This is a genomic window from Mesorhizobium sp. WSM4989, from assembly GCF_029625795.1.
Classification (GTDB): Bacteria; Pseudomonadota; Alphaproteobacteria; order Rhizobiales; family Rhizobiaceae; genus Mesorhizobium.
This window is the reverse complement of record NZ_JARTVN010000001.1, coordinates 78,560-99,864: the sequence shown is the minus strand read 5'-3', so window position 1 is coordinate 99,864 and position 21,305 is coordinate 78,560. Positions and strand designations below refer to the sequence as shown.

Genomic DNA, 21,305 nt, shown 5'->3' with positions numbered 1-21,305 from the left:
GGCCAGCCGCATCTCTCTGCCATCAGACGCCGGCGGGCTGCCAGCCTGCCGCCTTGAATGCCTCGGCATCGGGAAGCCGATGACGGCAAAGGTCGATCGCCGCCCCGTCAGCGGTGCTCGGCTTGACATTCTTGTTCCCATTTTGTTCACTGTTGGCAGACAGCGACAGGAGATCGCCGGCCCGTGCGCACGCGCTTCAAAGGCATGCTGAGGAGCCGTAGCCCAAGCCTTTGGAAGTGTGACGGAATTCTGCGCTTGGATAAGCCAGGGGTTAAGGCCTGGGATAAGCCCCATAATCCATAAGCCAGAATCCAGAGTCCAAATATCCAGAGTCCAGAACAGAAAAGCTGGCGCTTTTCTGTTCTAAAAAAGCGGGGAAGGGGAAAGCAAAAATGGGAGCAGCGCAAGCCATTCGGCGTACGGCGCTACGGCGAGGGCTCGGCGGCGCCAGCGAGCTTCCGACGTGGCGGCGAGCCGCCCTGTTCGGTCTCCCAGGATGCAACCGGCCTCACGTCAGCCCGGCGATCTGCTCATCGCCGTCCAGCTCCGCCCCGCCGGCGACGACCACGTTGGCGAGCGGCGCCGAGAGCGTCCAGCGAACGAGGCCGGGCAGCCGTTCCATGGAGGCGCTGCCGGAGAGGCTGGTGGGGACGACGCGCTGGAGAACGACGCTGCCGAAGCCTTTGTGCGGCTTGGCATCGGCGGCCGCGGGAGGTTCGGAAAAATGTTCCTCCCAGACCAGCTCGAAATCGCTGCCTTCGGGGGCCGGGGCTACCCGCCAGTCCATCCGCACGGTTCCGGCGTCGCCGGCCAGGGCGCCGTATTTCGTCGCGTTGGTGCCCAGCTCATGCAGCGCCATGCCGATGTTCTGCACCGCGTTCAGCCGCAACGTCACGTCCGGCCCGCAAGGCGAGATCCGCTCTTCGTGTCCGAACGGCCGCAGATGTTCGCGCACAAGGTCGGCCATGCCCGCGCCGCGCCAGTCGTTGAGCACCAAGAGGTCGTGCGAGCGCGACAGCGCCATGATGCGTTCGCGGATCTGGTGTTCGAACGCGCGCGGGTCGGTCGCGCGCTTGCTCGTCTCGCGGATCATGGAAAGGATCACGGCGTATTGGTTTTTGACGCGGTGGTTCACCTCGCGCATCAAGAGTTGGATCTGCTGTTCGCTCGCCCGTTTTTCGGTGATGTCGGCCGCCATGCCGAACCATTCCAGGATGCTGCCGGTGTCATCGACGATCGGGATTGCCCGTGAGGTGGTCCAGCCGGCGGACCCGTCGGCGCGCCGCACCCTGTGCTCGAGCTCGAACACGCCGCGCTCCATGATGGCGCGCTCGATCGCCGCCTGGATGCTCGCCTGGTCTTCCGGGAACAGGTATTCGTCGCGCCAGCGGATCGCCGGCCCTTGGGCGCTCGACAGGAAGCCGCGGCCGTCCAGCTCATGCATTTCCTGCCAGTCCGGGCTCATCCGGTAAACCACGTCGGAGCTGGCATTGACCAGCGCGCGAAACCGCTGCTCGCTTTCGCGCACCTTTGCTGCCGCCAGCACCCGGGCCGTGGTCTCCGAAACGATGCAGAGCACGGCTTCGACCGTGCCGTCCTGCGCCCGCACTGCGGAATAGGAGATGTCGAAATAGACCGTCTCGCCGACCAGGCCGGATCGTTCGATGTAGAAAGGCCGGTCCCTGGCCGAGAAGGTTTCGCCGGTTTCGAGAACTCCGCGCAGCAGCGGCTCGAGGTCGGTCCAGAGCTCGGACCAGTTTTCCTCGGCGGGACGGCCGAGCGCGCGCGGATGCTTGTCGCCAATGGTCGGCGCGTAGGCGTCATTGTAGAGCGCGACAAACTCCGGCCCGCAGAAAAGCACGATCTGGGCTTCGGCGGCGAGCATCAGGTCGACCGTCGTCCTCAGGCTGAGCGTCCATGTCTCGATCGGCCCGAGCGGGCTTTCCGACCAGGGAAATTCGCGAATGAATCGCGCCATCTCGCCGTTTCCGCGAGGCCACGATTCACGGAAGAGCCCGTCAGCCATAGGCGCATTAACGCGCGACGCCGTTTATGTATCCGTCTCCGTCACGCAAAATTTTAGCCATCGTGAATAGACCCCAGGCTGCCGGTCCGCCGGAGGAATATTTCGGGCGCAGTTTCGTTAGTTCCTCATACGATGCCGTTTGAGGCAAAGTGCATATGTCCCGCAATCACGCATTGAAGCCGCCAGAGCGGCCGGCTCTGGCCCAACGGAGGTACCGGAGATGAAAACGGCTGTTTCGACCTCTCTTTCGAGACGAAGCGTCGTCGCCGTGCTGGCGGCGGCGGCCGCGTCGACCGCCATATTGCCCGCCGGCGATGCGCTGGCGCAGACCAAGCAGACCGCGCCGGACAAGAGTCTGTACGATCGGCTGGGAGGCGTGTTCGCCATCGCAGCCGTGGTCGATCACTTCAGCGACGCCGTCGTGAAAAACCCCATCGTCGGCAAGAAGTCCAAGAACCCGCAACTGCGCAAATGGCACACCAAGAACCTCGAACGGCTGCCGGGCCTCAAGTTCATGCGCACGCTGTGGGTGTGCGATGTTTCCGGCGGCCCCTTCAAGTTCGTGGCCACCGAGCCGGGCGCGACGCCGCTCGGCCTCGAGGAGGCCCACAAGGACCTGAAGATTTCTCCCGCCGAGTTCGACGAGGTCGCAGCGGAACTCGGGCGGACGCTCGACCGCTTCAAGGTTCCGAAAGCCGAAAAGACCGAGGTCCTGGAAGCCTTTGCCGCGCACAAGGATGAGGTCACTGCCGGCTCTGTCAAAAAGGGGTGAGGCTCAGCGCGAATCCGGCGAAGGCGGTCCGCCGCTCCGCCTATCCACCCGCCAGCCGCGGCAGCAGGAAAATCTCCGCCCCCGGCGGCAGTTCCTTCGACCACGTGTCGCGATAGATCGTCCCGTCGATCGCGACCGCGATGCCGCGATCGAGCAGGGGTTCGAACGCGGGATGCTGTTCCGCAAGCTTGCGGAACAGCTCCCTGATGTCCTTGGCCTCGATGTCGAGCTTGTCCTTGCCTCCGGCGGCGGCGCTGAGCGAGCCCCAGAGCGTGACTTGGACCATTATCGCCTGATCCTCATTGGACCGTGACGTGAGCTGAAAACCGCTTCGCGCTTTTCGGCATGCTAGCCTTCCCGTTCGGCCTCGAGCGCTGCAAGAATCCGCGGCGGCGACATCGGGATGTGGCTCATGCGCACGCCCACCGCGTTCGACACCGCATTGGCGATCGCCGCCAGCGGCGGCACGATCGAGGTCTCGCCGACGCCGCGCACCCCGTAGGGGTGGTTGGGGTTGGGGATTTCCAGGATCTGCGTGTCGATCATCGGCAGGTCGGAGCAGACCGGGATGCGGTAGTCGAGGAAGCCTGGGTTCTGCAGCCGCCCGTCCTTGCCGTAGATATACTCCTCGTTGAGCGCCCAGCCGATACCTTGCGCGGCACCGCCTTGGTACTGGCCCTCGACATAGGTCGGGTGCACCGCCTTGCCGGCATCCTGCACCACCGTGTAGCGGATCACCCTGGTCGAGCCGGTCTCGGGATCGACCTCGACGTCGCAGATATGGGTGGCGAAGGAGACGCCGGCGCCGTCGGCGACGAGCTCGCTATGGCCGGCGATCGGCCCGCCGGTCTTGCCGGACTGTGCGGCGATCTCCTTCAGCGACAGCTTGCCGAGATTGCCGTGCTTCTCGCCCTTGGCGACTGCATGGCCCTTTTCCCAGGCAACGTCTTCGACCGAGATGTCCCACATCTGCGCGGCGCGCTCGCGCAGCACCTTGATGGCGTTGCGGGCGGCCGAGATGGTCGCCATCGAGGAGGAGAAGGTGCCGCGGCTGCCGTCGGTCATGTCGTTGTAACCGAGGCTGGAAGTGTCGGCGACGATCGCCTTGACCTGGCTGTAGTCGATGCCGAGCTCTTCCGCCGCCACCAGCGACAGCGACGCGCGCGAACCGCCCACATCCACCGTGCCGACGGCGAGCGACACCGTGCCGTCCATGCCGATGTTCAAGTCGGTGCAGGTCTGGCCGCCGAAGTTGAACCAGAAGCCGCAGGCCATGCCGCGGCCCTGGTTCTGAGCCAGCGGCGCGCGCATATGCGGGTGCTCCTTGACCGCCTCGAGCGTCGGTCCGATGCCGATCGGGCCGTAGACCGGGCCGTAGGAGGCGCGGGTGCCTTCCTGCGCCGCATTCTTGATGCGGAACTCGACTGGGTCGATACCGATCTTCTTGGCGAGCTCGTCGACAGCGCTTTCCACCGCGAACGCCGCCATCGGCGCCGAAGGCGCGCGATAGGCCGCGGTCTTGGGCCGGTTGACCAGCACCTCGTAGCCGACGGTCTTGACGTTCTCCAGCTTGTAGCAGGCGAATGCCGTCATGGCCCCGATCTCCGCCCACATGCCGGCATAGGGGCCGCAGGTGTAGCGCAGCGTCGCTTCGGCGGCGGTGATGGTGCCGTCCTTCTTCGCGCCGATCTTGACGTCGATCGAGGTGGCGCTGGTTGGCCCCGAGGCGCGGAACACTTCGTCGCGGGTCATCACCAGCTTCACCGGGCGGCCGGCCTTGCGCGACAGGGCCAGCGCCACCGGCTCGGCCCAGACATGGGTCTTGCCGCCGAAGCCGCCGCCGATCTCGGAAGAGGTGACGCGCAGCTTCGAGACTTCGAGGCCGAGCAGCTGGGCGCAATGCTGGCGATAGACGAAATGGCCTTGCGTGCAGACCCAGAGATCGGCCGTGCCGTCGGGATTGACGCTCGCCACGCAGGCATGCGGCTCGATATAGCCCTGATGCGTCTGCTCGGTCTTGAAGGAGCGCTCGACGACGAAATCGGCCTGGGCAAAACCCTGGTGGACGTCGCCATGGCCGTATTGCGTGCGCTTGGAGACGTTGGACGGCTTGACCGGCTTTTCCTCCAGCCCTTCGGTGAAGATGGCATCGTTGATGAGCGGGGCGTGGTGCTGCATCGCCTCGTCGACGTCGGTCACATGCGGCAGCACCTCATAGTCGACCTCGATCAGCTTCAGCGCCTGCCTGGCGGTGCGGGCATCGATCGCCGCCACCGCGGCCACGGCATGGCCGTCATAGAGCGCCTTCCTGCGCGCCATGCAATTGTCGAGGGTGTCGAACATGCCGGCATCGCCATCGGTCAGGTCCGGCAGGTCTTTCGCCGTGATCACCGCCTTCACGCCGGCGAGCTTTTCGGCTTTCGAGGTGTCGATCTTCTTGATGATCGCGTGGGCGTGCGGGCTGCGAAGCACACGGCCGACCAGCTGCCCGGCCATGTTGAAGTCGGCGCCGTAGCGGGCACGTCCCGTCACCTTGTCGACGCCGTCGGGGCGGAGCGGGCGCGTGCCGACGGATGAGAAGCTGCGTCCCGAGTAGCGCGGATCGAAGTTCATCTCAGGCTCCCTTCATCACGTTTGCCGCGTCCTGGACGGCGCGCACGATCTTGTCATAGCCGGTGCAGCGGCAGAGATTGCCGGCGAGCCCGAAGCGGATTTCCTCCTCGGTCGGGGAGGGGTTCTTCTCGAGCAGATCCTTCGCCGCAATCAAAAAACCTGGCGTGCAGATGCCGCATTGCAAGGCGGCGTGCTCGAGGAATTTCTGCTGCAGCGGATGCAGCTGGTCGCCATGCGCCATGCCTTCGATGGTCTCGATCTGGCGGCCTTCGGCCTCGGCGCCGAGCACCAGGCAGGAGCACACCAGCCGGTTGTCGACGATGACGCTGCAGGCGCCGCAGTCGCCGGTCCCGCAGCCTTCCTTGGCGCCGGTCAGTCCCAGCCGGTCGCGCAGCACGTCGAGCAGCGTCTCGTCCGGCTGGCAAAGATATTCGACGTGATCGCCGTTGATTGTCGTTGAAACCGCTACACCGGCCATCATTTGCCTCCTGCACGCTCATAGGCGGTGGTGGCGACACGCTTCGCCAGCACACCCGCAACTTTCCGTCTGAATTCGATGGTGCCGCGCTTGTCGTCGATCGGGCGGCAGGCGCCCGCGCAGATCTTGGCGAGCCGCTCCAGCGTCGCCTCATCCAGCTTCGAGCCGACGAGCACCTCGGCCGCCTCCTCGACCAGCAGCACCGTGGGCGCCGCGGCGCCCAGCGCCACGCGGGCCGACTTGATCGCGCCCGCCTCGCCGAGCGTCAGGTTCACGCCGGCGCTGACCACGGCGATGTCCATCTCGGTGCGCGGAATGAAGCGCTGATAGGCGTCGCCCGCATTTGGCGCGCGCTTGTCGAGCAGGATCGCCTCGATGATCTCGCCCTTGGCCAGCGAGGTACGGCCCGGTCCGGTCGGCACGGCTTCCACGGGAATCGTGCGCCTGCCGTTCGGCCCGGCAACCACGGCCTTGGCGCCGGCAGCCACCAGCGCCGGCACGCTGTCGGCGGCGGGCGAGGCGTTGCAGAGATTGCCGACGATTGTGCAGCGTCCCTGCACCTGCTTCGAGCCGATCAGCTTGGCCGCCTCGACGACGCCTGGCCAGGCCTTCTTCAGCGCCGCGTTCTCGCCGAGCACCGCGCAGGGCACCGCGGCGCCGATGCTGAAGCCGTCTGCCGTTTCCTTGATTTCGCTAAGGCCCGCGATCGCCTTGATGTCGACGATCAGGTCGGGCTCGATGAAGCCGCCCTTCATCCTCACCAGAAGGTCGCTGCCTCCGGCAAGGATCGTGGCCGGGCCGGCCGCGCTGGCCAACAGGCCGGCGGCCTCTTCTATTGATTGCGGACGTATGTAGCGCATCGTCTCCCCTTGGTGGTCATGATCAGATCGACCGTTATAAAGACTCTCCTTATAATGACCATCCGCTTCCTGCATTGCACCACCTAAGTCAGGCGCATTGCCCTAATTCCTACCCCTAAATTTTCTAAGCCTAGCCGCTAGAACTACTCGTTTGCGCCCGGCCGGCCAAGCCTCCACCATGCCCTCACGAGCCGGACATCGCATCCGGCAACAGGGAGGCTTCGATGACCGCTCTTGCCCGCAGGCCCTGGGTTCCCGCCCATTGCGAGGATTTTATCCAGGCGCTGGCGACCGCCACAAGCGGGCAGGGGAACGACGCCGTGCTCGCCGCGATAGAGGGCGGCATCGCGCTCAACCGGCGAATCCACGAGGCCGACTGCATCAACCTCAATCCGGCGACCAATGTGATGAACCCGAAGGCGGAGGCCGCGCTTGCCGCCCGGCTCGGCTCGCGTCCGTCGCTCGGCTATCCCGGCGACAAATACGAGATGGGGCTGGAGGGCGTCGAACGCATCGAGGTCATCGCCGCCGAGCTTGCGGCGCAAGTCTTCGGCGCGAAATATGCCGAAATCCGCGTCCCTTCCGGCGCCATCGCCAACCTCTATGCTTTCATGGTCGCGGCGCGGCCGGGCGACGCGATCATCGCGCCGCCGCCGGCCATCGGCGGCCATGTCACGCATCATATGGCGGGCTGCGCCGGCCTGTACGGGCTGGAGATTCATGCCGCGCCCGTCGATGCCGGCGGCTACACGGTCGATATCGAGAGGCTACGCGCGCTTGCCCTTAAGCTCAGGCCGAAGATGATCACCATCGGCAGCAGCCTCAATCTCCTGCCGCATCCCATCCAGGAAATCAGGGCGATCGCCGACGAGGTCGGTGCGCTGGTGCTGTTCGATGCCGCGCATCTCTGCGGCATGATCGCCGGACAGGCCTGGCAGCAGCCGCTGGAGGAGGGCGCCCATCTGATGACGATGAGCACCTATAAGAGCCTCGGCGGGCCGCCCTCCGGGCTGATCGTCACCAACGTCGCCGAGATCGCCGAAAAGCTCGACCGCATAGCCTTTCCCGGCATGACCGCCAATTTCGATGCCGCCAAGGCCGCCGCCCTGGCCATCACCATGCTCGACTGGAAGGGACATGGCCGCGCCTATGCCGCCGCCATGGCCGGCACCGCGAAGGCGCTGGCAAGCGCGCTGGCTGAGCGCGGCCTGCCGGTGTTCTCGACCGCCAAGGGGCACACCGCCTCGCACCAGTTCGCCATCGAGGCGGCGGAGTTCGGCGGCGGCCAGGCGGCGGCGAAGCGGCTGAGGCGTGCAAACATCCTCACCTGCGGCATCGGCCTGCCGGTCACGGCGGTCGATGGCGACATGAACGGCCTGCGCTTCGGCACGCCCGAGATCGTGCGCTGGGGCATGACGGAGAAGGACATGCCCGAGCTTGCCGCCCTCATCGCCAGGGGACTGCGTGGCAACGATGCCGTGGAGGATGTCGCGGCGGATGTGAGTGCATTCCGGCGCCGGTTCACGAAGCTGCATTTCGTCAGCTGAGCGCCTGAACCCGCGGGCAGGGAGCCCGCTTCGTCAAAAGCAAGGGCCGCGGGCGAGAAGCCCGCCTTCTTCAACAAAGGGGAATGACCATGCGCATGATTCTGCGATTGATGACTGCTGCCCTGATGGCCGCCGCCGCCGGCGTCGCCAGGGCGGATATCGTGCTCGGCGTCGCCGGCCCGATGTCGGGGCCGAACGCCGCCTATGGCGAGCAGTACCGCGTCGGCGTCGAGACGGCGATCCAGCGCATAAACGCCAATGGCGGCGTGCTCGGTCAGAAGCTCAGCGTCTCGGTCGGCGACGATGTCTCCGACCCCAAGCAGGGCGTGTCGGTCGCCAACAAGTTCGTCGCCGACGGCGTGCACTATGTCGTCGGCCACTACAATTCCGGTGTCACCATTCCGGCCTCGGAGATTTATGCAGAAAACGGCGTGCTTTTCGTCACGCCCACGGCCACCAACCCGATGGTGACTGAGCGAGGCCTATGGGACGCGTTCCGGGCCTGCGGCCGCGACGACCAGCAGGGCATCATCGCCGCGAAATTCGTGCTCGAGCGTTTTGCCGGCAAGAAGGTCGCGATCGTCGACGACAAGTCGACGGCCGGCAAGGGCCTCGCCGACGAGATGGCCAAGGCCTACAATTCCGGCGGCGGCAAGGAGGTGCTGCGCGAGGAGATCAACCCGAGCGAGAAGGACTACAGCGCGCTTGTCGCGAAGATCAAGAAGTCGGGCGCCGACCTCGTCTATTACGGCGGCCAGCACACAGAGGCCGGCCTGATCGTGCGCCAGATGCACGACCAGGGCGTCAAGACGGTCCTGATGGGCGGCGACGGCATATCCAACAGCGAGTTCGGCGCTATCGGCGGCGATGGCGCGGCCGGCACGCTGATGACGTCCTTCCCCGATCCGGCGAGCTTTCCCGAAGCCAAAGACGCGGTCGCCGACCTGAAGGCGAAGAACGTGCCCACTGAAGCCGTCACGCTCTATGCCTATGCCGCCACCCAGATCCTCGCCGAGGCGATCGCCAAGGCCAAGGTCGACGACCCGAAGGCGGCGTCCGACTATCTCCATTCGGGAGCGGCCATCCCGACCGTGCTTGGCACCATCTCCTATGACGACAAAGGGGATATCAAGCAGCCGGGCTTCGTCGTATTTGAGTGGCGGAAGGTCGACGGCAAGCTCGTTCCGGTGGCCCTCAAATAGACTTGAGGTCCTGGAGGCGAGCGCAGGCGGTCGCCGTTCTTTCGCTCGAAGCATTGCCGCGCCGTCATGGCAGGCGGCGCGGCATTGGGAAAGCTGCAGATGGCCGTCAATCCGCCGCGACCGCGCATGCCGCCGCTCAACGCCCTCAGGGCCTTCGAGGCGGCGGCACGCCATGAAAGCTTTGCCAAGGCGGCGGACGAACTCGGCGTGACCCCCGCCGCCGTCTCGCATCAGGTGAAGGCGCTGGAGGCTTGGCTAGGCTCTCCGCTATTCGTGCGTCACGCGCAAGGACTGCACCTCACCGATGCTGGGCGTTCGGCGCTACCCTCGTTTTCCACCGCCTTCGACGCCCTGGGGCTCGCCGTCCAGGAATTGCGTGTCTCGGCGCCCCGGCCGCAGGTCAGCGTCGCGGCATTGCCTTCGATCGCGCAGCTCTGGCTGGCGCCGCGGCTGCCGGCCCTACGCGCGGCGCATCCGACGCTGCGCCCCTCCATTCATGCGCTGGAAGAGCCGCCGGACTTCCGGCGCGAGCCTTTCGACCTCGCTATTTTCCTCACCAGGTCGGGCGCCGGCCGATCCTCTAAGCTCTGCGACGATGTCATCTTTCCTGTCTGCGCGCCGGCGCTGGCCAGGCAATTGAAGACGCCGGCCGAACTTTCCTCGCAGTTGCTGCTCTGGGACACCACCTGGACGGAGGATTGGAGCCTTTGGTTCGAAGTCGCCGGCGTGAAAGGCCCGTCGATCGAAACAGGTTCCGAATTCTCGCTCTACAGCATGGCTGTGCAGGCCGCCGTCGACGGCGCCGGCGTTTTGATGGGGCATGAGGCGCTGGTGTCGCGCGCTCTCGCCGCCGGCTCGCTGGTGGCGCCGTTTCCCGAATTGCGCGTGCCGACCGGCCGCGCTCTCTCGATCTTGGCGCCCGACCGTCCGCCCGCGCCCGCCGCCGCCATGATCGACTGGCTGCTGGCAGAGGAGGGGGCAGCGCGCGGCTGAGGCCGCCGGACTCGCCCGTCGCGGTCCACGGGGTCAGGACGCCGGGCGAGGTCTACGCCGCTGCCATCCGCGCCCGCACCAGCGTCGCGGCGGCGTGGCCGGCGGCGGTGATGTAGTCGGGATTGTGATGGATCAGCATGCTGGAAAAGGCGCCGTCCATCAGAAGCACGATCTCGCGCGCCAGCATCTTCGGCTCGCGCACGCCATGGCTAGAAAGCTCGCCCGCCAGCCATTTCTCGAAATTGCTCTTATGGCGCGAGCCGGCCTTCACCGCCGGATGGCCGGGCATCGCGGCGAGTTCGGCGGCCGTGCGCAGGAAGCCGCAGCCCTTCCATTTGACGTGCCGCGCCACGCGCGCCAGGTGGGTAAAGATCGCCGCGACCTTCTTGTCCGCGCCGCCTTGCGCCGCCTCGAACCAGCCGGCCATCTGCTTGAGGTTCGGCTGGTCGCGGCTGTCGAGATAGGCCGTGATCAGCTCGTCCTTGCTCTTGAAGTGGTAGTAGAGCGTGCGCTTGGTCAGCCCCGCCTTTTCCGCCACGGCATCGACGCTGACGCGGCCGATGCCTTCGGCATAGAAGAGTTTTGCCGCCGCGTCGACGAGGCGTTTCCTGGTTGGATTGGGCTTCTCGATCATCCAGGAAGTATACCGACTAGTGAATATACAAACAAGCCGAAAGCTGATCCCTTGCAGCCGTTCCACAGAGCAATTCCAGGAAAATGCGAAGCGGCTTCCGTCCGGAATTGCGGAGAAAAACGAACGGCTAAGGAGAACACTATGACCGAGCCCGTGCTTTGCGAAATCCGCGACCGCGTCGCGGTGCTGACGCTCAACCGCCCCGAAAAGCTCAATGCCCTGAATTACGACCTTATCGACCGCCTGCTGGCGATCCTCGACAGGATAGAGACCGACGGTGCCGTGCGTGCCGTGATCCTCACCGGGGCAGGGGAGCGCGCCTTCTCGGCCGGCGGCGACATCCACGAATTCGCGTTGAGCGTGGCCGAAGGCACGGATGTCGCGCTGCGCGATTTCGTCATGCGCGGCCAGCGGCTGACGGCGCGGCTGGAAGCGTTCCGCAAGCCGGTCATCGCCGCCGTCAACGGCCTTGCCTTCGGCGGTGGCTGCGAGATCACCGAGGCGGTGCCGCTGGCGGTCGCCAGCGACCGCGCCCTGTTCGTCAAGCCCGAAATAAAGCTCGCCATGCCGCCGACCTTCGGCGGCACGCAGCGCCTGCCGAGGCTTGCCGGGCGCAAACGCGCGCTCGAACTGCTGCTTACCGGCGAGCCTTTCTCGCCCGCGCGGGCGCTGGAGCTCGGGCTGGTCAACAAAGTCGTGCCGCATGAGGAGCTGATGCCCGCCGCGCTCGATCTTGCGAACCGCATCCTCCGCCATTCGCAGGCGGCGGTGGCTGGCATCCTCACCGCGGTGGCGCGCGGCATCAACCTTAGCATCGCCGAGGGCCTGCTGGTCGAGGCCGAGCAGTTCGCCCGCATGGCCCCGACCGCCGACCTCGGCGAAGGGCTCAGCGCCTGGATCGAGCGGCGCCAGCCCATCTATGACGGCTCATGGACGCACGTCACCCGGCTGAGCGAGGCACGGCGCGCCTCGTTTCGGCGCGACCCCGCGGCGGATTAGGGCGCCACGTTGAGGTGACCCTTCATATTGGGATGGAAGCGGCAGAAATAGTCGACCGCTCCCGCTTGCTTGAGGGTGATCCTGCCTTTCGATTTCGGCGGGATCATCACCTCCCAGCCGCCCTTCACTGTCGCGGTGTGGGCGATGACGTCCTTGTTCACCCACTCGATCGTGTCGCCGACCTTGGCCTCGACGCTCGCCGGCGAGTAGACCAGCCTGTCGATCGTCACCTCGATGGTGGCGGCGAGCGCCGGCGGCGCGACAAGCGCCAGCGTCAGCGAGCCGAGCAGCGATAACGCGCCCGCCCTCATTTCAGCGTGCCGGCGACATGCTCGGCATGCTGCTCATGTCCCTGGAAGATTTTTAGCCCCGTCTCGAGCAGGCTCTTCAACTCGGCATTGCTGGCCGAAGGAATGAGCAGGGTTTCGAGCGCGCCGTTGACCTGCTTGTGATACGCGACCTCGTTCTCGATATAGGCCTTGTCGAAGGCAGTGCCCTCGAGCTTTGCCAGCTTGGCGCGCTCTTCCCTCGCCGCCTTGGTCAGCGCCTGGCTGGTGGCGTTGTCTTCCGGCTTCACCTTCAGCTTCTTCACCAGGTCGAGAGCCTGCTTGTTCACCGCCTCGTGGTCGCGCTCCATATCCTTGGCAAAGTCGACGACCTCCTTGGTTTTCGACTTCTGGATCGCCAGCTTCGCCGCCTCGATGTCGAGCACGTCGGCCGTATAGGCGATATGGGCGATCTGCGGGTCGGTCGGCTTCTCGGCGGCTCCAGCCAGCGGCGCTGCGCTGACGAGGAGGAAGGCTGCGAGGGCTGCGGTCGGTCGGATAAACATGGCATCTCCTTCGCCCGGCACATTGGCACCGGGCTTCATTCTCAGTTGACGGCCATTGGATGCGGGAGAGGGCGAAACGTTCCCGGGAAAAGTCGCGGGACACATACTCATCACTTCGTCATCTTAGGGTCTGCGCGCGTCGCTTTCCTCCTGCTACGCCCAGGATGACGAGGCGATGGCGGCGATGCCTATCCTCAACGCGGGCTTCGCAAAATCTGAACGCGCCTCAGGCCTCGAACCCCAGCCTCTTCATCACCGCCTGCGTGAGCCGTTCGCAGCGCCGGCCGGCGAAAGGAAAAGCGTCGAGCAGCACCGGGCCGATCTCGTCGTCCAGCGCCTTGCGCACCAAGGCACGCGCCCGGTGCAGCCTTGTCTTCACCGTTTCCGGCCTGATGCCGAGCAGGTCGGCAGTTTCCTCGATGCTCAATCCCTCGATGACGCGGGCGACGAAGACCGTGCGATAGACATCGGGAAGGCTGTCGGTCGCCCGCTCGACAAGCCCGAGGATCTGCCGCTGCGCCATTGTCCGCTCCGGATCGTCGCCAGGGTTCAGGTCATTTGAATTCAACGGAAACCGGATGATCTGCGCGTCAGGGTTTTCAGGCATTGCCACGATGCGTTTTCTCTTGCGCAGCCGGCCGAGCGCCTCGTTGATGACGATGCGCGACAGCCAAGTCGAGAGCGAGGCATCGCCGCGGAAGCTGTCGAGGCTGGCGAAGGCGCGCATATAGGCTTCCTGCACGATGTCCTCGGCCTCGGCGTCGTTGCGCACCACGCCGCGCGCGATGCGGTAGAGCCGCTGGTTGTGCGTCTTGATGATCAAGCGAAAGGCGCCCGGGTCCCGTGCCAGGGCCCGGTGCACCAACGCCATCTCGCCGGCCTCCGCCGCCGAAACCGCGGCGGCCTGACTTGCTGACTTCATCATCGCGCCCCGATCTCCCAACAGGCGTTGCATCCGGGCAATTGGACGCGCCTGCCGGCAAAAGGTTCCCGGATTTTCCCGATCCAGTCGCTCGCTATGCTACAGCTTTCAGCGGCGGCCTGTCTGCAGCCTGCGCGCGGGCGGCGGCAGCAAGCAGATCGGTCTGGGTGATGAGTCCGAGAATATGCCGTCCGGCGTCGACGATCACCACCGCATGGCTGCGCCCGTCGGTCAGCAGCGGCAGCAGGCTCATCGCCGGCGTCTCGGGCGAGGCCGTGCCGGCCTTCGACATCACGCCCTTCACGGTGTCGGTCGCTTGCGTCAGTTCGCGCAGGCCGACGGCGCCGACCAGCCTCGCCTCGGCGTCGACCACCGGCAGGGTGCGGATATTGTGGTCGAGAAGCTGCTTGCGCGCCTCGTCGGCGGTGGCGTTCTCCGACATCGAGATCACGTCGCGGGACATGATGTCCCGGCAGAGCAGCGTCCGATGCGCGCGCACCATCGCCTGCAGCTCGACCTGGCGCAGCAGCCTTTCGATGTCGTCGCGGTCGATGTCGAAGGTCTCGTCGAGTGCCGCCAGGGCGGCATCGACATCCTCGGGCCGGAAGCCGACGCGCTCCGCCGGCGGCCGGTCGGCTGTGCCGTGGCTGTTGGCGGCAGGCTGAGGCACATGCGGATAGTTGCGCCGCGACAGCTTGTGGAACAGGAAACCGAGCGTCACCAATATGATCGAGTTCAGCGCCACCGGCACGAAGGGAAACAGGAAGCCGGCGCTGATCACGGCCGGCCCGCCAAGCACGCCGGTGAGGGCTGCCGCACCGCCCGGCGGATGCAGTGAGCGCGTAAACGACATGGCGGCGATCGCCAGCGCCACCGCCAGCCCGGAGGCGATCACCGGGTTGTGCACGAAATGCGCCACCGTCACGCCGACCAGCGCGGAGATCGTGTTGCCGCCGATGATCGACCAGGGCTGCGCCAACGGGCTCGACGGAACGGCAAAGAGCAGCACGGCGGACGCGCCCATCGGCGCCACCAGCATCGCCACATGCGGTCCGTTGCCCATGGCGAGCCCGCTGATCACGCCGGTCAGCGCGATGCCGATGGTCGCGCCGATGCAGGCAAGCAGCCGCTCGCGCAGCGTCGCGCCGGCAAGGATCGGAACGAAGAGGCGGAACGCCATGGCAGCCCCAGGTCGATTGGCTTGAACTGTCGAATGGTGGAATTTGCGCTGCCCGAAATGCCGCCGAAGCCACGGATTTGGAAGCCAAACCAATCCGTATATTCGCGGCTGGAGAGAATATTATTGCAGCGCGGATCGCCTGCGAGATGCCGCCAGCGGCCTCGGCTTTCTCAATCGCGCCAAGGCTTTACGGCCGTCCGCGGATTCAGTTTGGCAACGGCATTTAGCACCGTCGCTCAGGCCTCGGCCGCGGCGGCGAGGCCGCGCTGGATGTCGGCCTTGAGGTCCTCGACGTCTTCCAGCCCGATCTGCAGGCGGATCAGCGGCCCGGCATAGGAGCCCTTGGCGATGGTGCGGTCGCCGAGGAAAACCGGCACCGCAAGGCTCTCATAGCCGCCCCAGGAGTAGCCGAGGCCGAAGATGGTCAGCGCGTCGAGGAAGGCGTGCTGCGTCTTCTGTCCGCCGCCATTGAGAACGATCGAAAAGACGCCGCTCGAGCCGCAGAAATCGCGCTTCCAGAGCGCATGGTCGGGATGGCTCGGCAGCGCCGGATGCAGCACCTGCGCCACGCCCGGCTGCTCCTCCAGCCAGCGCGCGATTTCGAGCGCGCTCTTCTGGTGCTGCTCCAGCCTCACCCCCATGGTGCGCAGGCCGCGCAGCGTCTGGTAGATGTCGTCCGGGCCCGAACAGCAGCCCAGCGTGCAGAACCCGTCATAGAGCTGCTTCCAGCAAGCCTCATTGGCCGAGACCAGGCCGAGCAGGACGTCCGAATGGCCGGCTGGGTATTTGGTTGCCGCATGGATCGAGATGTCGACGCCGTGGTCGAGCGGCTTGAAGTAGAGCGGCGTCGCCCAGGTGTTGTCCATCATGACGAGCGCGTTTGCCGCATGCGCCGCCTTGGCGATCGCCGGAATGTCCTGCACCTCATAGGTGTTCGATCCCGGCGACTCGGTGAACACCACCTTGGTGTTGGGCTTGATCAGCGATGCAATTCCGGCGCCGATGCGCGGACCGTAATATTCGACTTCGATGCCGAGCCGCTTCAGCATCGTATCGGCGAAATTCCGCGTCGGGTGATAGACCGAATCGACGATCAAAACATGATCGCCGGCCGAGACGAAGGTGAGCAGGGGAATCGTCACCGCAGCCAGTCCCGACGGCACGGCGATCGTGCCGGCCGACCCTTCCAGCGCATCGACGGCGAGCGTGAGCGCATCCATCGTCGGCGTGCCGCGCGTCCCGTAGGTGTATTTCTGGCTGCGCGAGGCCATCGAAGCGGCGTCGGGGTAAAGCACCGTCGAGGCATGCACGACCGGCGGATTGACGAAGCCGAAATAGTCGCGCGGGTTGTTGCCGGAATGGGCAAGCCGCGTGTTGATGCCGATGTTGCTGCCGTCTGTCACCATAGTTCGTCGCTCGTCGCCCATAGTTCGTCGCTCGTCGCAGTGTGTCAGGGGCTCAGCCATAGAGCGATGGAACTGGTCGCGCAACCGCTGCGAACCCGCCAAGCGATGGTGTTTGGATGGGCCAAATGAGAGGTCGCCTGCTCACCTTTCGTGCCCTTTGCAGGCCTCCGGCGACGATGCGCCGGAGGCAGCCCGGCGCGCCTTTCTTCGCTACGAATCACGCCAGTCCTTCCATTGGCGCCAACAAGTAGTAAGAGGCGGGAGTTCAGGTAACGGCCAAAATTTCGATGGCGCCGGACTTGCGTCCCGGCTGCAGCTCTTGACCAATTTGCGAGCGCTTTTGGCTGCAATTCGGTGATTTGCGGCAATCGGTTTTCAAACGTGTCGCAATTCGGTCATTTCCCTTGACCTCACAGGAATAATCGCCTTCGATGCGTTTCGTGAATGGGAGGCAGTGCATCGGCGAAACGATGCGGGTCCGGGAGCGGGCCCAAGTGGGAGCTGCATTCACAAACGAAAAAAGATCAAGCGTCGCCTGCAATTAGGGGCGCCTGTAACAGAAAAGGGTCTGTGGGTCATGAAACACATTGCATTGGGCATGCTTGGCGCCGCCGCGCTCGGGCTCATGGCGTCCGCCGCTTCGGCCGGCACGCTCGACACCGTCAAGCAGAAGGGCTTCATCCAGTGCGGCGTCTCGACCGGCCTCGCCGGCTTCTCGGCGCCGGACGACAAGGGCGACTGGAAGGGCATCGATGCGGATTTCTGCCGCGCCGTCGCGGCCGCCGTCTTCGGTGACGGCTCCAAGGTCAAGTTCACGCCGCTCAGCGCCAAGGAGCGTTTCACCGCCCTGCAGTCGGGCGAGATCGATATCCTCTCGCGCAACACCACCTGGACGAGCAACCGCGACAGCGCGCTCGGCCTCGATTTTGTCGGCGTCACCTATTATGACGGCCAGGGCTTCATGATCAACGCCAAGAAGCTGCCGGGTGTGAACTCCGCGCTGCAGCTTTCGGGCGCCGCGGTCTGCGTGCAGAGCGGCACCACCACGGAGCTCAACCTCGCCGACTACTTCAAGAAGAACAAGATGGAGTACAACCCCGTCGTGTTCGAGAAGCTGGAAGAGGTCAACGCCGCCTATGATTCCGGTCGCTGCGACGCCTACACCACCGACCAGTCCGGCCTCTACGGCATCCGCCTGACGCTCTCCTCGCCCGCCGACCACGTCGTGCTGCCCGAGATCATCTCCAAGGAACCGCTCGGCCCGGCTGTGCGCCAGGGCGACGATCAATGGGCCCATATCGCGCGGTGGACGTATTTCGCGCTGCTCAATGCCGAGGAAGCCGGCATCACGCAGGCCAATGTCGAGGAGATGAAGTCGTCGACCGATCCGAACATACAGCGCCTCCTTGGCACTGAGCCCGATGGCAAGTATGGCGCCGATCTCGGCCTCTCCAACGACTGGGTTGTCAACATCATCAAGGCGGTCGGCAACTACGGTGAAATGTTTGAGCGCAATGTCGGCTCGGGTAGCCCGCTCAAGATCGCGCGCGGCATCAACGCTCTGTGGACGAAGGGCGGCCTGCAATATGGTCCGCCGGTTCGCTGATGGAAATGTGATCCGGGAGGCAGGTCGTCTGCCTCCCGGTTTCTCTTTTCAGGGGATCGTCTATGGCTTCGCAGGAAATCCTTCGGCAGGAGCCGGGTCGCGGCTCCTTCATCAATGACCCGAAAATACGCGCCCTGTTCTTTCAGACGCTGGTCGTAATTCTTCTGTTCGTCTCGATCTGGTGGATCGTCAACAACGTCATCGAGAACCTCCAGCGCCTTCACATCGCCTCAGGCTTCCAGTTCCTCAGGAACAGGGCCGGTTTCGATATCTCCGACACGCCGATTGCCTATACGTCGGACGCAACCTATGGCCGTGCGCTCATCGTCGGCCTGCTCAACACAATCATCGTTGCCGCCGCCGGCATTGTCCTCGCCACCATAGTCGGCTTCATCATTGGCATCGGCCGGCTATCGCAAAATTGGCTGATCCGTAAGATCTGCACGGTCTATGTCGAGATCTTCCGCAATATCCCGCCGCTGCTGGTCATCTTCTTCTGGTATTCGGGCGTGCTCGCGGTGCTGCCGCCGCCGCGCGAGAGCTATCACCTGCCGTTCGGCTCCTTCCTCAACCAGCGCGGCTTCTATTTTCCGCGCGGCATCTGGGGCGACGGCTCCTGGCTGATCCTGGTTGCATTTGTCGTAGCGCTGGCCATGGCATGGTTTGTCGCGCACCGGGCGCGCCAGCGGCAGATGGCCACCGGCCAGCAATTCCCGGTGTTCTGGACCTCGGTCGGCCTGATCGTCGGACTGCCCGTGCTCGCCTTCCTGCTCGCCGGCATGCCGCTTACCTTCGACTTCCCGAAGCAGTCGACCTTCAATTTGACGGGCGGATTTCAGATCAAGCCTGAGTTCCTGTCGCTCCTGCTGGCGCTTTCCTTCTACACGGCCGCCTTCATCGCCGAGATCGTGCGCGCCGGCATCAAGGGCGTGAGCAAAGGCCAGAGCGAAGCGGCGGCTGCACTCGGCCTGCGTTCCGGGCCGATCCTGCGCCTGGTGGTGATTCCGCAGGCGATGCGCATCGTCATCCCGCCGCTCACCAGCCAGTATCTGAACCTGACCAAGAACTCGTCGCTGGCGATCGCCATCGGCTACCCCGATCTCACGGCCACCGCCGGCACGGTGCTCAACCAGACCGGCCAGGCGGTCGAAGGCGTGTTCCTCATGATGATCGCTTATCTAGTGCTGAGCCTCGTCACCTCTGCAGTGATGAACGTGGTGAACGCCAGAATGGCGCTGGTGGAAAGGTAGGGCCATGCAGGAACATGGTATGTCCTGGGTGCGCACGGAGATGGCGCTGGCGCAGTCGGCGCCTCCTGGCGAGCGCGGCGCCTATGCCTGGGTGCGCAAGAACCTGACCGCCTCGGTTGGCGACACTATCCTGACCATCCTCGGCATCGCCATAGTCGCCTGGATCCTGCCGCAGGTCATCAACTGGGCCTTCATAAACGCAGTGTGGACCGGGCCGGACCGCACGGTCTGCGCCACCGTGTCGCAAGGCGGCATCCAGCCCGACGGCTGGACCGGCGCCTGCTGGGCCTTCGTCAACGCCAAGTTCGGCCAGTTCATGTTCGGCACCTATCACATCGAGGAACGCTGGCGGCCTATCCTGGTCGCCATCCTGTTCGTGGTGTTGCTGGTGCCTATGCTGATCCCGCGCGTGCCGCGCAAGGGGCTGAACGCCATCCTGCTCTTCCTCGTGCTGCCGGTCGTCGCCCACTTCCTTTTGGTCGGCGGCGTGTTCGGCCTGCCGCATGTCGAGACCTCGCGCTGGGGTGGGCTGCTGGTGACGCTCAGTCTCTCCTTCGTTGGTATGGCCGTGTCGCTGCCCCTGGGCATCGCTCTGGCGCTCGGCCGTCGCTCCCAGATGCCGATCGTCAAATGGCTTTGCGTCGTCTTCATCGAGACGGTGCGCGGCATTCCGCTGATCACCGTGCTGTTCTTCGCCAGCGTCATGCTGCCGCTTTTCCTTCCCGAGGGCGTTACCTTCGACAAGTACCTCAGGGCGCTGATCGGCGTGTCGCTGTTTGCCGCCGCCTATATGGCGGAAGTGGTGCGCGGCGGCCTCCAGGCGATCCCGAAGGGCCAGTATGAGGGCGCCGATTCGCTCGGCCTCGGCTATTGGCAGAAGATGGGCTTGATCGTGCTGCCGCAGGCCTTGAAGCTGGTCATTCCCGGCATCGTCAATACCTTCATCGGCATGTTCAAGGACACCAGCCTGGTGCTCATCATCTCGATGTTCGACCTGCTCGGCGTGGTGAAGCAGAATTTCTCCGATCCCAACTGGGCGACGCCGCAGACCCCGAAGTCCGGCTTGATCTTCGCCGCCTTCGTGTTCTGGCTGTTCTGCTTCGGCATGTCGCGCTATTCAATGTATACCGAGCGCCGGCTGGACACCGGCTACAAACGATAAAAAGGGGAATTGGCCATGGCCACCGAAAACGCCGTCAGCGCGGAAGACCTCAAGGTCGATGCCAAGAAGATGCACATCTCGACGACAGATGTCGCCATCGACATCGTCGGCATGCACAAATGGTATGGCGAGTTCCATGTGCTGAAGGACATCAACCTCAAGGTGATGCGCGGCGAGCGCATCGTCATCTGCGGTCCGTCCGGCTCCGGCAAGTCGACCATGATCCGCTGCATCAACCGCTTGGAAGAGCACCAGAAGGGCAAGATCATCGTCGACGGCAAGGAACTCACCAACGATCTGAAGAAGATCGACGAGGTGCGCCGCGAGGTCGGCATGGTGTTCCAGCACTTCAACCTGTTCCCGCATCTGACAATCCTGGAGAACTGCACGCTGGCGCCAATCTGGGTGCGCAAGACGCCAAAGAAGCAGGCCGAGGAAATCGCCATGCATTTCCTGAAGCGCGTCAAGATCCCGGAGCAGGCCAACAAATATCCTGGACAGCTCTCCGGCGGCCAGCAGCAGCGCGTGGCGATCGCCCGCTCGCTCTGCATGAACCCGCGCATCATGCTTTTCGACGAGCCGACCTCGGCGCTCGACCCGGAAATGATCAAGGAAGTGCTGGAGACGATGGTTGGCCTTGCCGAAGAAGGCATGACCATGCTGTGCGTCACCCACGAGATGGGCTTTGCCCGCAAGGTCGCCAACCGGGTGATCTTCATGGATCAGGGCCAGATCGTCGAGCAGAACACGCCGGCCGAGTTCTTCGATAATCCGCGCCATGAGCGGACGAAACTGTTCCTGTCGCAGATCCTGCACTGAGCTT

Annotated in this window: 21 protein-coding genes; 9 read left to right on the top strand and 12 right to left on the bottom strand. The window is 64.8% G+C overall.

The genetic code is table 11. The features are described 5' to 3' along the window. Nucleotides 1-508: 508 nt before the first annotated feature. Nucleotides 509-1,978: an HWE histidine kinase domain-containing protein gene (locus P9217_RS00465; protein WP_278086875.1), complete on the bottom strand. Its 1,470-nt coding sequence runs from the start codon at nucleotides 1,976-1,978 to the stop codon at nucleotides 509-511. A 316-nt stretch (nucleotides 1,979-2,294) separates the two neighbouring features. On the opposite strand from P9217_RS00465, the gene P9217_RS00460 reads away from it, so the two are divergent. Beyond that, nucleotides 2,295-2,798 carry a group 1 truncated hemoglobin gene (locus P9217_RS00460; protein WP_245322344.1) on the top strand — a complete coding sequence of 168 codons (504 nt, stop codon included), beginning with the start codon at nucleotides 2,295-2,297 and terminating at the stop codon, nucleotides 2,796-2,798. A 40-nt stretch (nucleotides 2,799-2,838) separates the two neighbouring features. On the opposite strand, the gene P9217_RS00455 is transcribed toward P9217_RS00460, so the two are convergent. The 4 genes from P9217_RS00455 to P9217_RS00440 form a co-directional block, all read right to left on the bottom strand. Then, complete coding sequence (locus P9217_RS00455; RefSeq protein ID WP_066997117.1) at nucleotides 2,839-3,084, bottom strand: MoaD/ThiS family protein; 246 nt, start codon at nucleotides 3,082-3,084, stop codon at nucleotides 2,839-2,841. A 62-nt stretch (nucleotides 3,085-3,146) separates the two neighbouring features. Beyond that, on the bottom strand, nucleotides 3,147-5,411 hold the full coding sequence (locus P9217_RS00450; protein ID WP_278086876.1) for a xanthine dehydrogenase family protein molybdopterin-binding subunit: 2,265 nt from the start codon (nucleotides 5,409-5,411) through the stop codon (nucleotides 3,147-3,149). A gap of 1 nt (nucleotide 5,412) precedes the next feature. Further along, nucleotides 5,413-5,889: a (2Fe-2S)-binding protein gene (locus tag P9217_RS00445; RefSeq protein WP_066997187.1), complete on the bottom strand. Its 477-nt coding sequence runs from the start codon at nucleotides 5,887-5,889 to the stop codon at nucleotides 5,413-5,415. After that, nucleotides 5,889-6,749 (bottom strand): xanthine dehydrogenase family protein subunit M, encoded by an 861-nt coding sequence (locus P9217_RS00440; protein WP_278086877.1) that lies wholly within the window; start codon nucleotides 6,747-6,749, stop codon nucleotides 5,889-5,891. The genes P9217_RS00445 and P9217_RS00440 overlap by 1 nt, the downstream gene beginning before the upstream one ends. Before the next feature lie 224 nt (nucleotides 6,750-6,973). On the opposite strand from P9217_RS00440, the gene P9217_RS00435 reads away from it, so the two are divergent. The 3 genes from P9217_RS00435 (at nucleotide 6,974) to P9217_RS00425 (ending at nucleotide 10,491) form a co-directional block, all read left to right on the top strand. Continuing rightward, entirely contained in the window at nucleotides 6,974-8,296 is a 1,323-nt protein-coding gene (locus P9217_RS00435) for an aminotransferase class I/II-fold pyridoxal phosphate-dependent enzyme (protein WP_278086878.1), read from the top strand. Between the two features lie 83 nt (nucleotides 8,297-8,379). Beyond that, nucleotides 8,380-9,498, top strand: coding sequence for a branched-chain amino acid ABC transporter substrate-binding protein (locus P9217_RS00430; RefSeq protein ID WP_278086879.1), 1,119 nt, complete (start codon nucleotides 8,380-8,382; stop codon nucleotides 9,496-9,498). Nucleotides 9,499-9,597: 99 nt separating this feature from the next. Further along, entirely contained in the window at nucleotides 9,598-10,491 is an 894-nt protein-coding gene (locus tag P9217_RS00425; protein WP_278086880.1) for a LysR family transcriptional regulator, read from the top strand. Nucleotides 10,492-10,543: 52 nt separating this feature from the next. On the opposite strand, the gene P9217_RS00420 is transcribed toward P9217_RS00425, so the two are convergent. Further along, the gene (locus tag P9217_RS00420) at nucleotides 10,544-11,125 is read right to left on the bottom strand and encodes a TetR/AcrR family transcriptional regulator (protein WP_095802571.1); all 582 of its coding nucleotides are present in this window, start codon (nucleotides 11,123-11,125) and stop codon (nucleotides 10,544-10,546) included. Between the two features lie 141 nt (nucleotides 11,126-11,266). Here P9217_RS00420 and P9217_RS00415 point away from each other — a divergent pair, with 141 nt between their 5' ends. Further along, complete coding sequence (locus tag P9217_RS00415; RefSeq protein WP_278086881.1) at nucleotides 11,267-12,124, top strand: crotonase/enoyl-CoA hydratase family protein; 858 nt, start codon at nucleotides 11,267-11,269, stop codon at nucleotides 12,122-12,124. Here the strand turns inward: P9217_RS00415 and P9217_RS00410 are convergent. From P9217_RS00410 to P9217_RS00385, 6 genes are all read right to left on the bottom strand, one after another. Continuing rightward, a complete protein-coding gene (locus P9217_RS00410; protein ID WP_278056912.1) occupies nucleotides 12,121-12,435 on the bottom strand; it encodes a cupredoxin family copper-binding protein in 315 nt (104 codons plus the stop codon). The two genes, P9217_RS00415 and P9217_RS00410, sit on opposite strands and share 4 nt — an antisense overlap. Beyond that, complete coding sequence (locus P9217_RS00405; RefSeq protein WP_278086882.1) at nucleotides 12,432-12,956, bottom strand: DUF4142 domain-containing protein; 525 nt, start codon at nucleotides 12,954-12,956, stop codon at nucleotides 12,432-12,434. The genes P9217_RS00410 and P9217_RS00405 overlap by 4 nt, the downstream gene beginning before the upstream one ends. Nucleotides 12,957-13,182: 226 nt before the next feature. After that, nucleotides 13,183-13,878: an RNA polymerase sigma factor gene (locus P9217_RS00400; protein WP_095824661.1), complete on the bottom strand. Its 696-nt coding sequence runs from the start codon at nucleotides 13,876-13,878 to the stop codon at nucleotides 13,183-13,185. Nucleotides 13,879-13,972: 94 nt separating this feature from the next. Then, a complete protein-coding gene (locus P9217_RS00395; RefSeq protein WP_067324804.1) occupies nucleotides 13,973-15,058 on the bottom strand; it encodes an HPP family protein in 1,086 nt (361 codons plus the stop codon). Between the two features lie 236 nt (nucleotides 15,059-15,294). After that, complete coding sequence (locus tag P9217_RS00390) at nucleotides 15,295-16,464, bottom strand: cystathionine beta-lyase (RefSeq protein ID WP_278086883.1); 1,170 nt, start codon at nucleotides 16,462-16,464, stop codon at nucleotides 15,295-15,297. Between the two features lie 265 nt (nucleotides 16,465-16,729). After that, complete coding sequence (locus P9217_RS00385) at nucleotides 16,730-17,005, bottom strand: hypothetical protein (RefSeq protein ID WP_278086884.1); 276 nt, start codon at nucleotides 17,003-17,005, stop codon at nucleotides 16,730-16,732. A 36-nt stretch (nucleotides 17,006-17,041) separates the two neighbouring features. On the opposite strand from P9217_RS00385, the gene P9217_RS00380 reads away from it, so the two are divergent. The 4 genes from P9217_RS00380 to P9217_RS00365 all read left to right on the top strand — a co-directional run bounded on the left by P9217_RS00380 (nucleotide 17,042) and on the right by P9217_RS00365 (nucleotide 21,301). Beyond that, a complete protein-coding gene (locus tag P9217_RS00380) occupies nucleotides 17,042-18,070 on the top strand; it encodes an amino acid ABC transporter substrate-binding protein (protein WP_066997146.1) in 1,029 nt (342 codons plus the stop codon). A 62-nt stretch (nucleotides 18,071-18,132) separates the two neighbouring features. Continuing rightward, a complete protein-coding gene (locus tag P9217_RS00375) occupies nucleotides 18,133-19,320 on the top strand; it encodes an amino acid ABC transporter permease (RefSeq protein ID WP_127241988.1) in 1,188 nt (395 codons plus the stop codon). 4 nt (nucleotides 19,321-19,324) lie between these two features. After that, entirely contained in the window at nucleotides 19,325-20,482 is a 1,158-nt protein-coding gene (locus P9217_RS00370; RefSeq protein ID WP_127241989.1) for an amino acid ABC transporter permease, read from the top strand. A 15-nt stretch (nucleotides 20,483-20,497) separates the two neighbouring features. After that, entirely contained in the window at nucleotides 20,498-21,301 is an 804-nt protein-coding gene (locus P9217_RS00365) for an amino acid ABC transporter ATP-binding protein (protein ID WP_066997155.1), read from the top strand. Nucleotides 21,302-21,305: the final 4 nt, after the last annotated feature.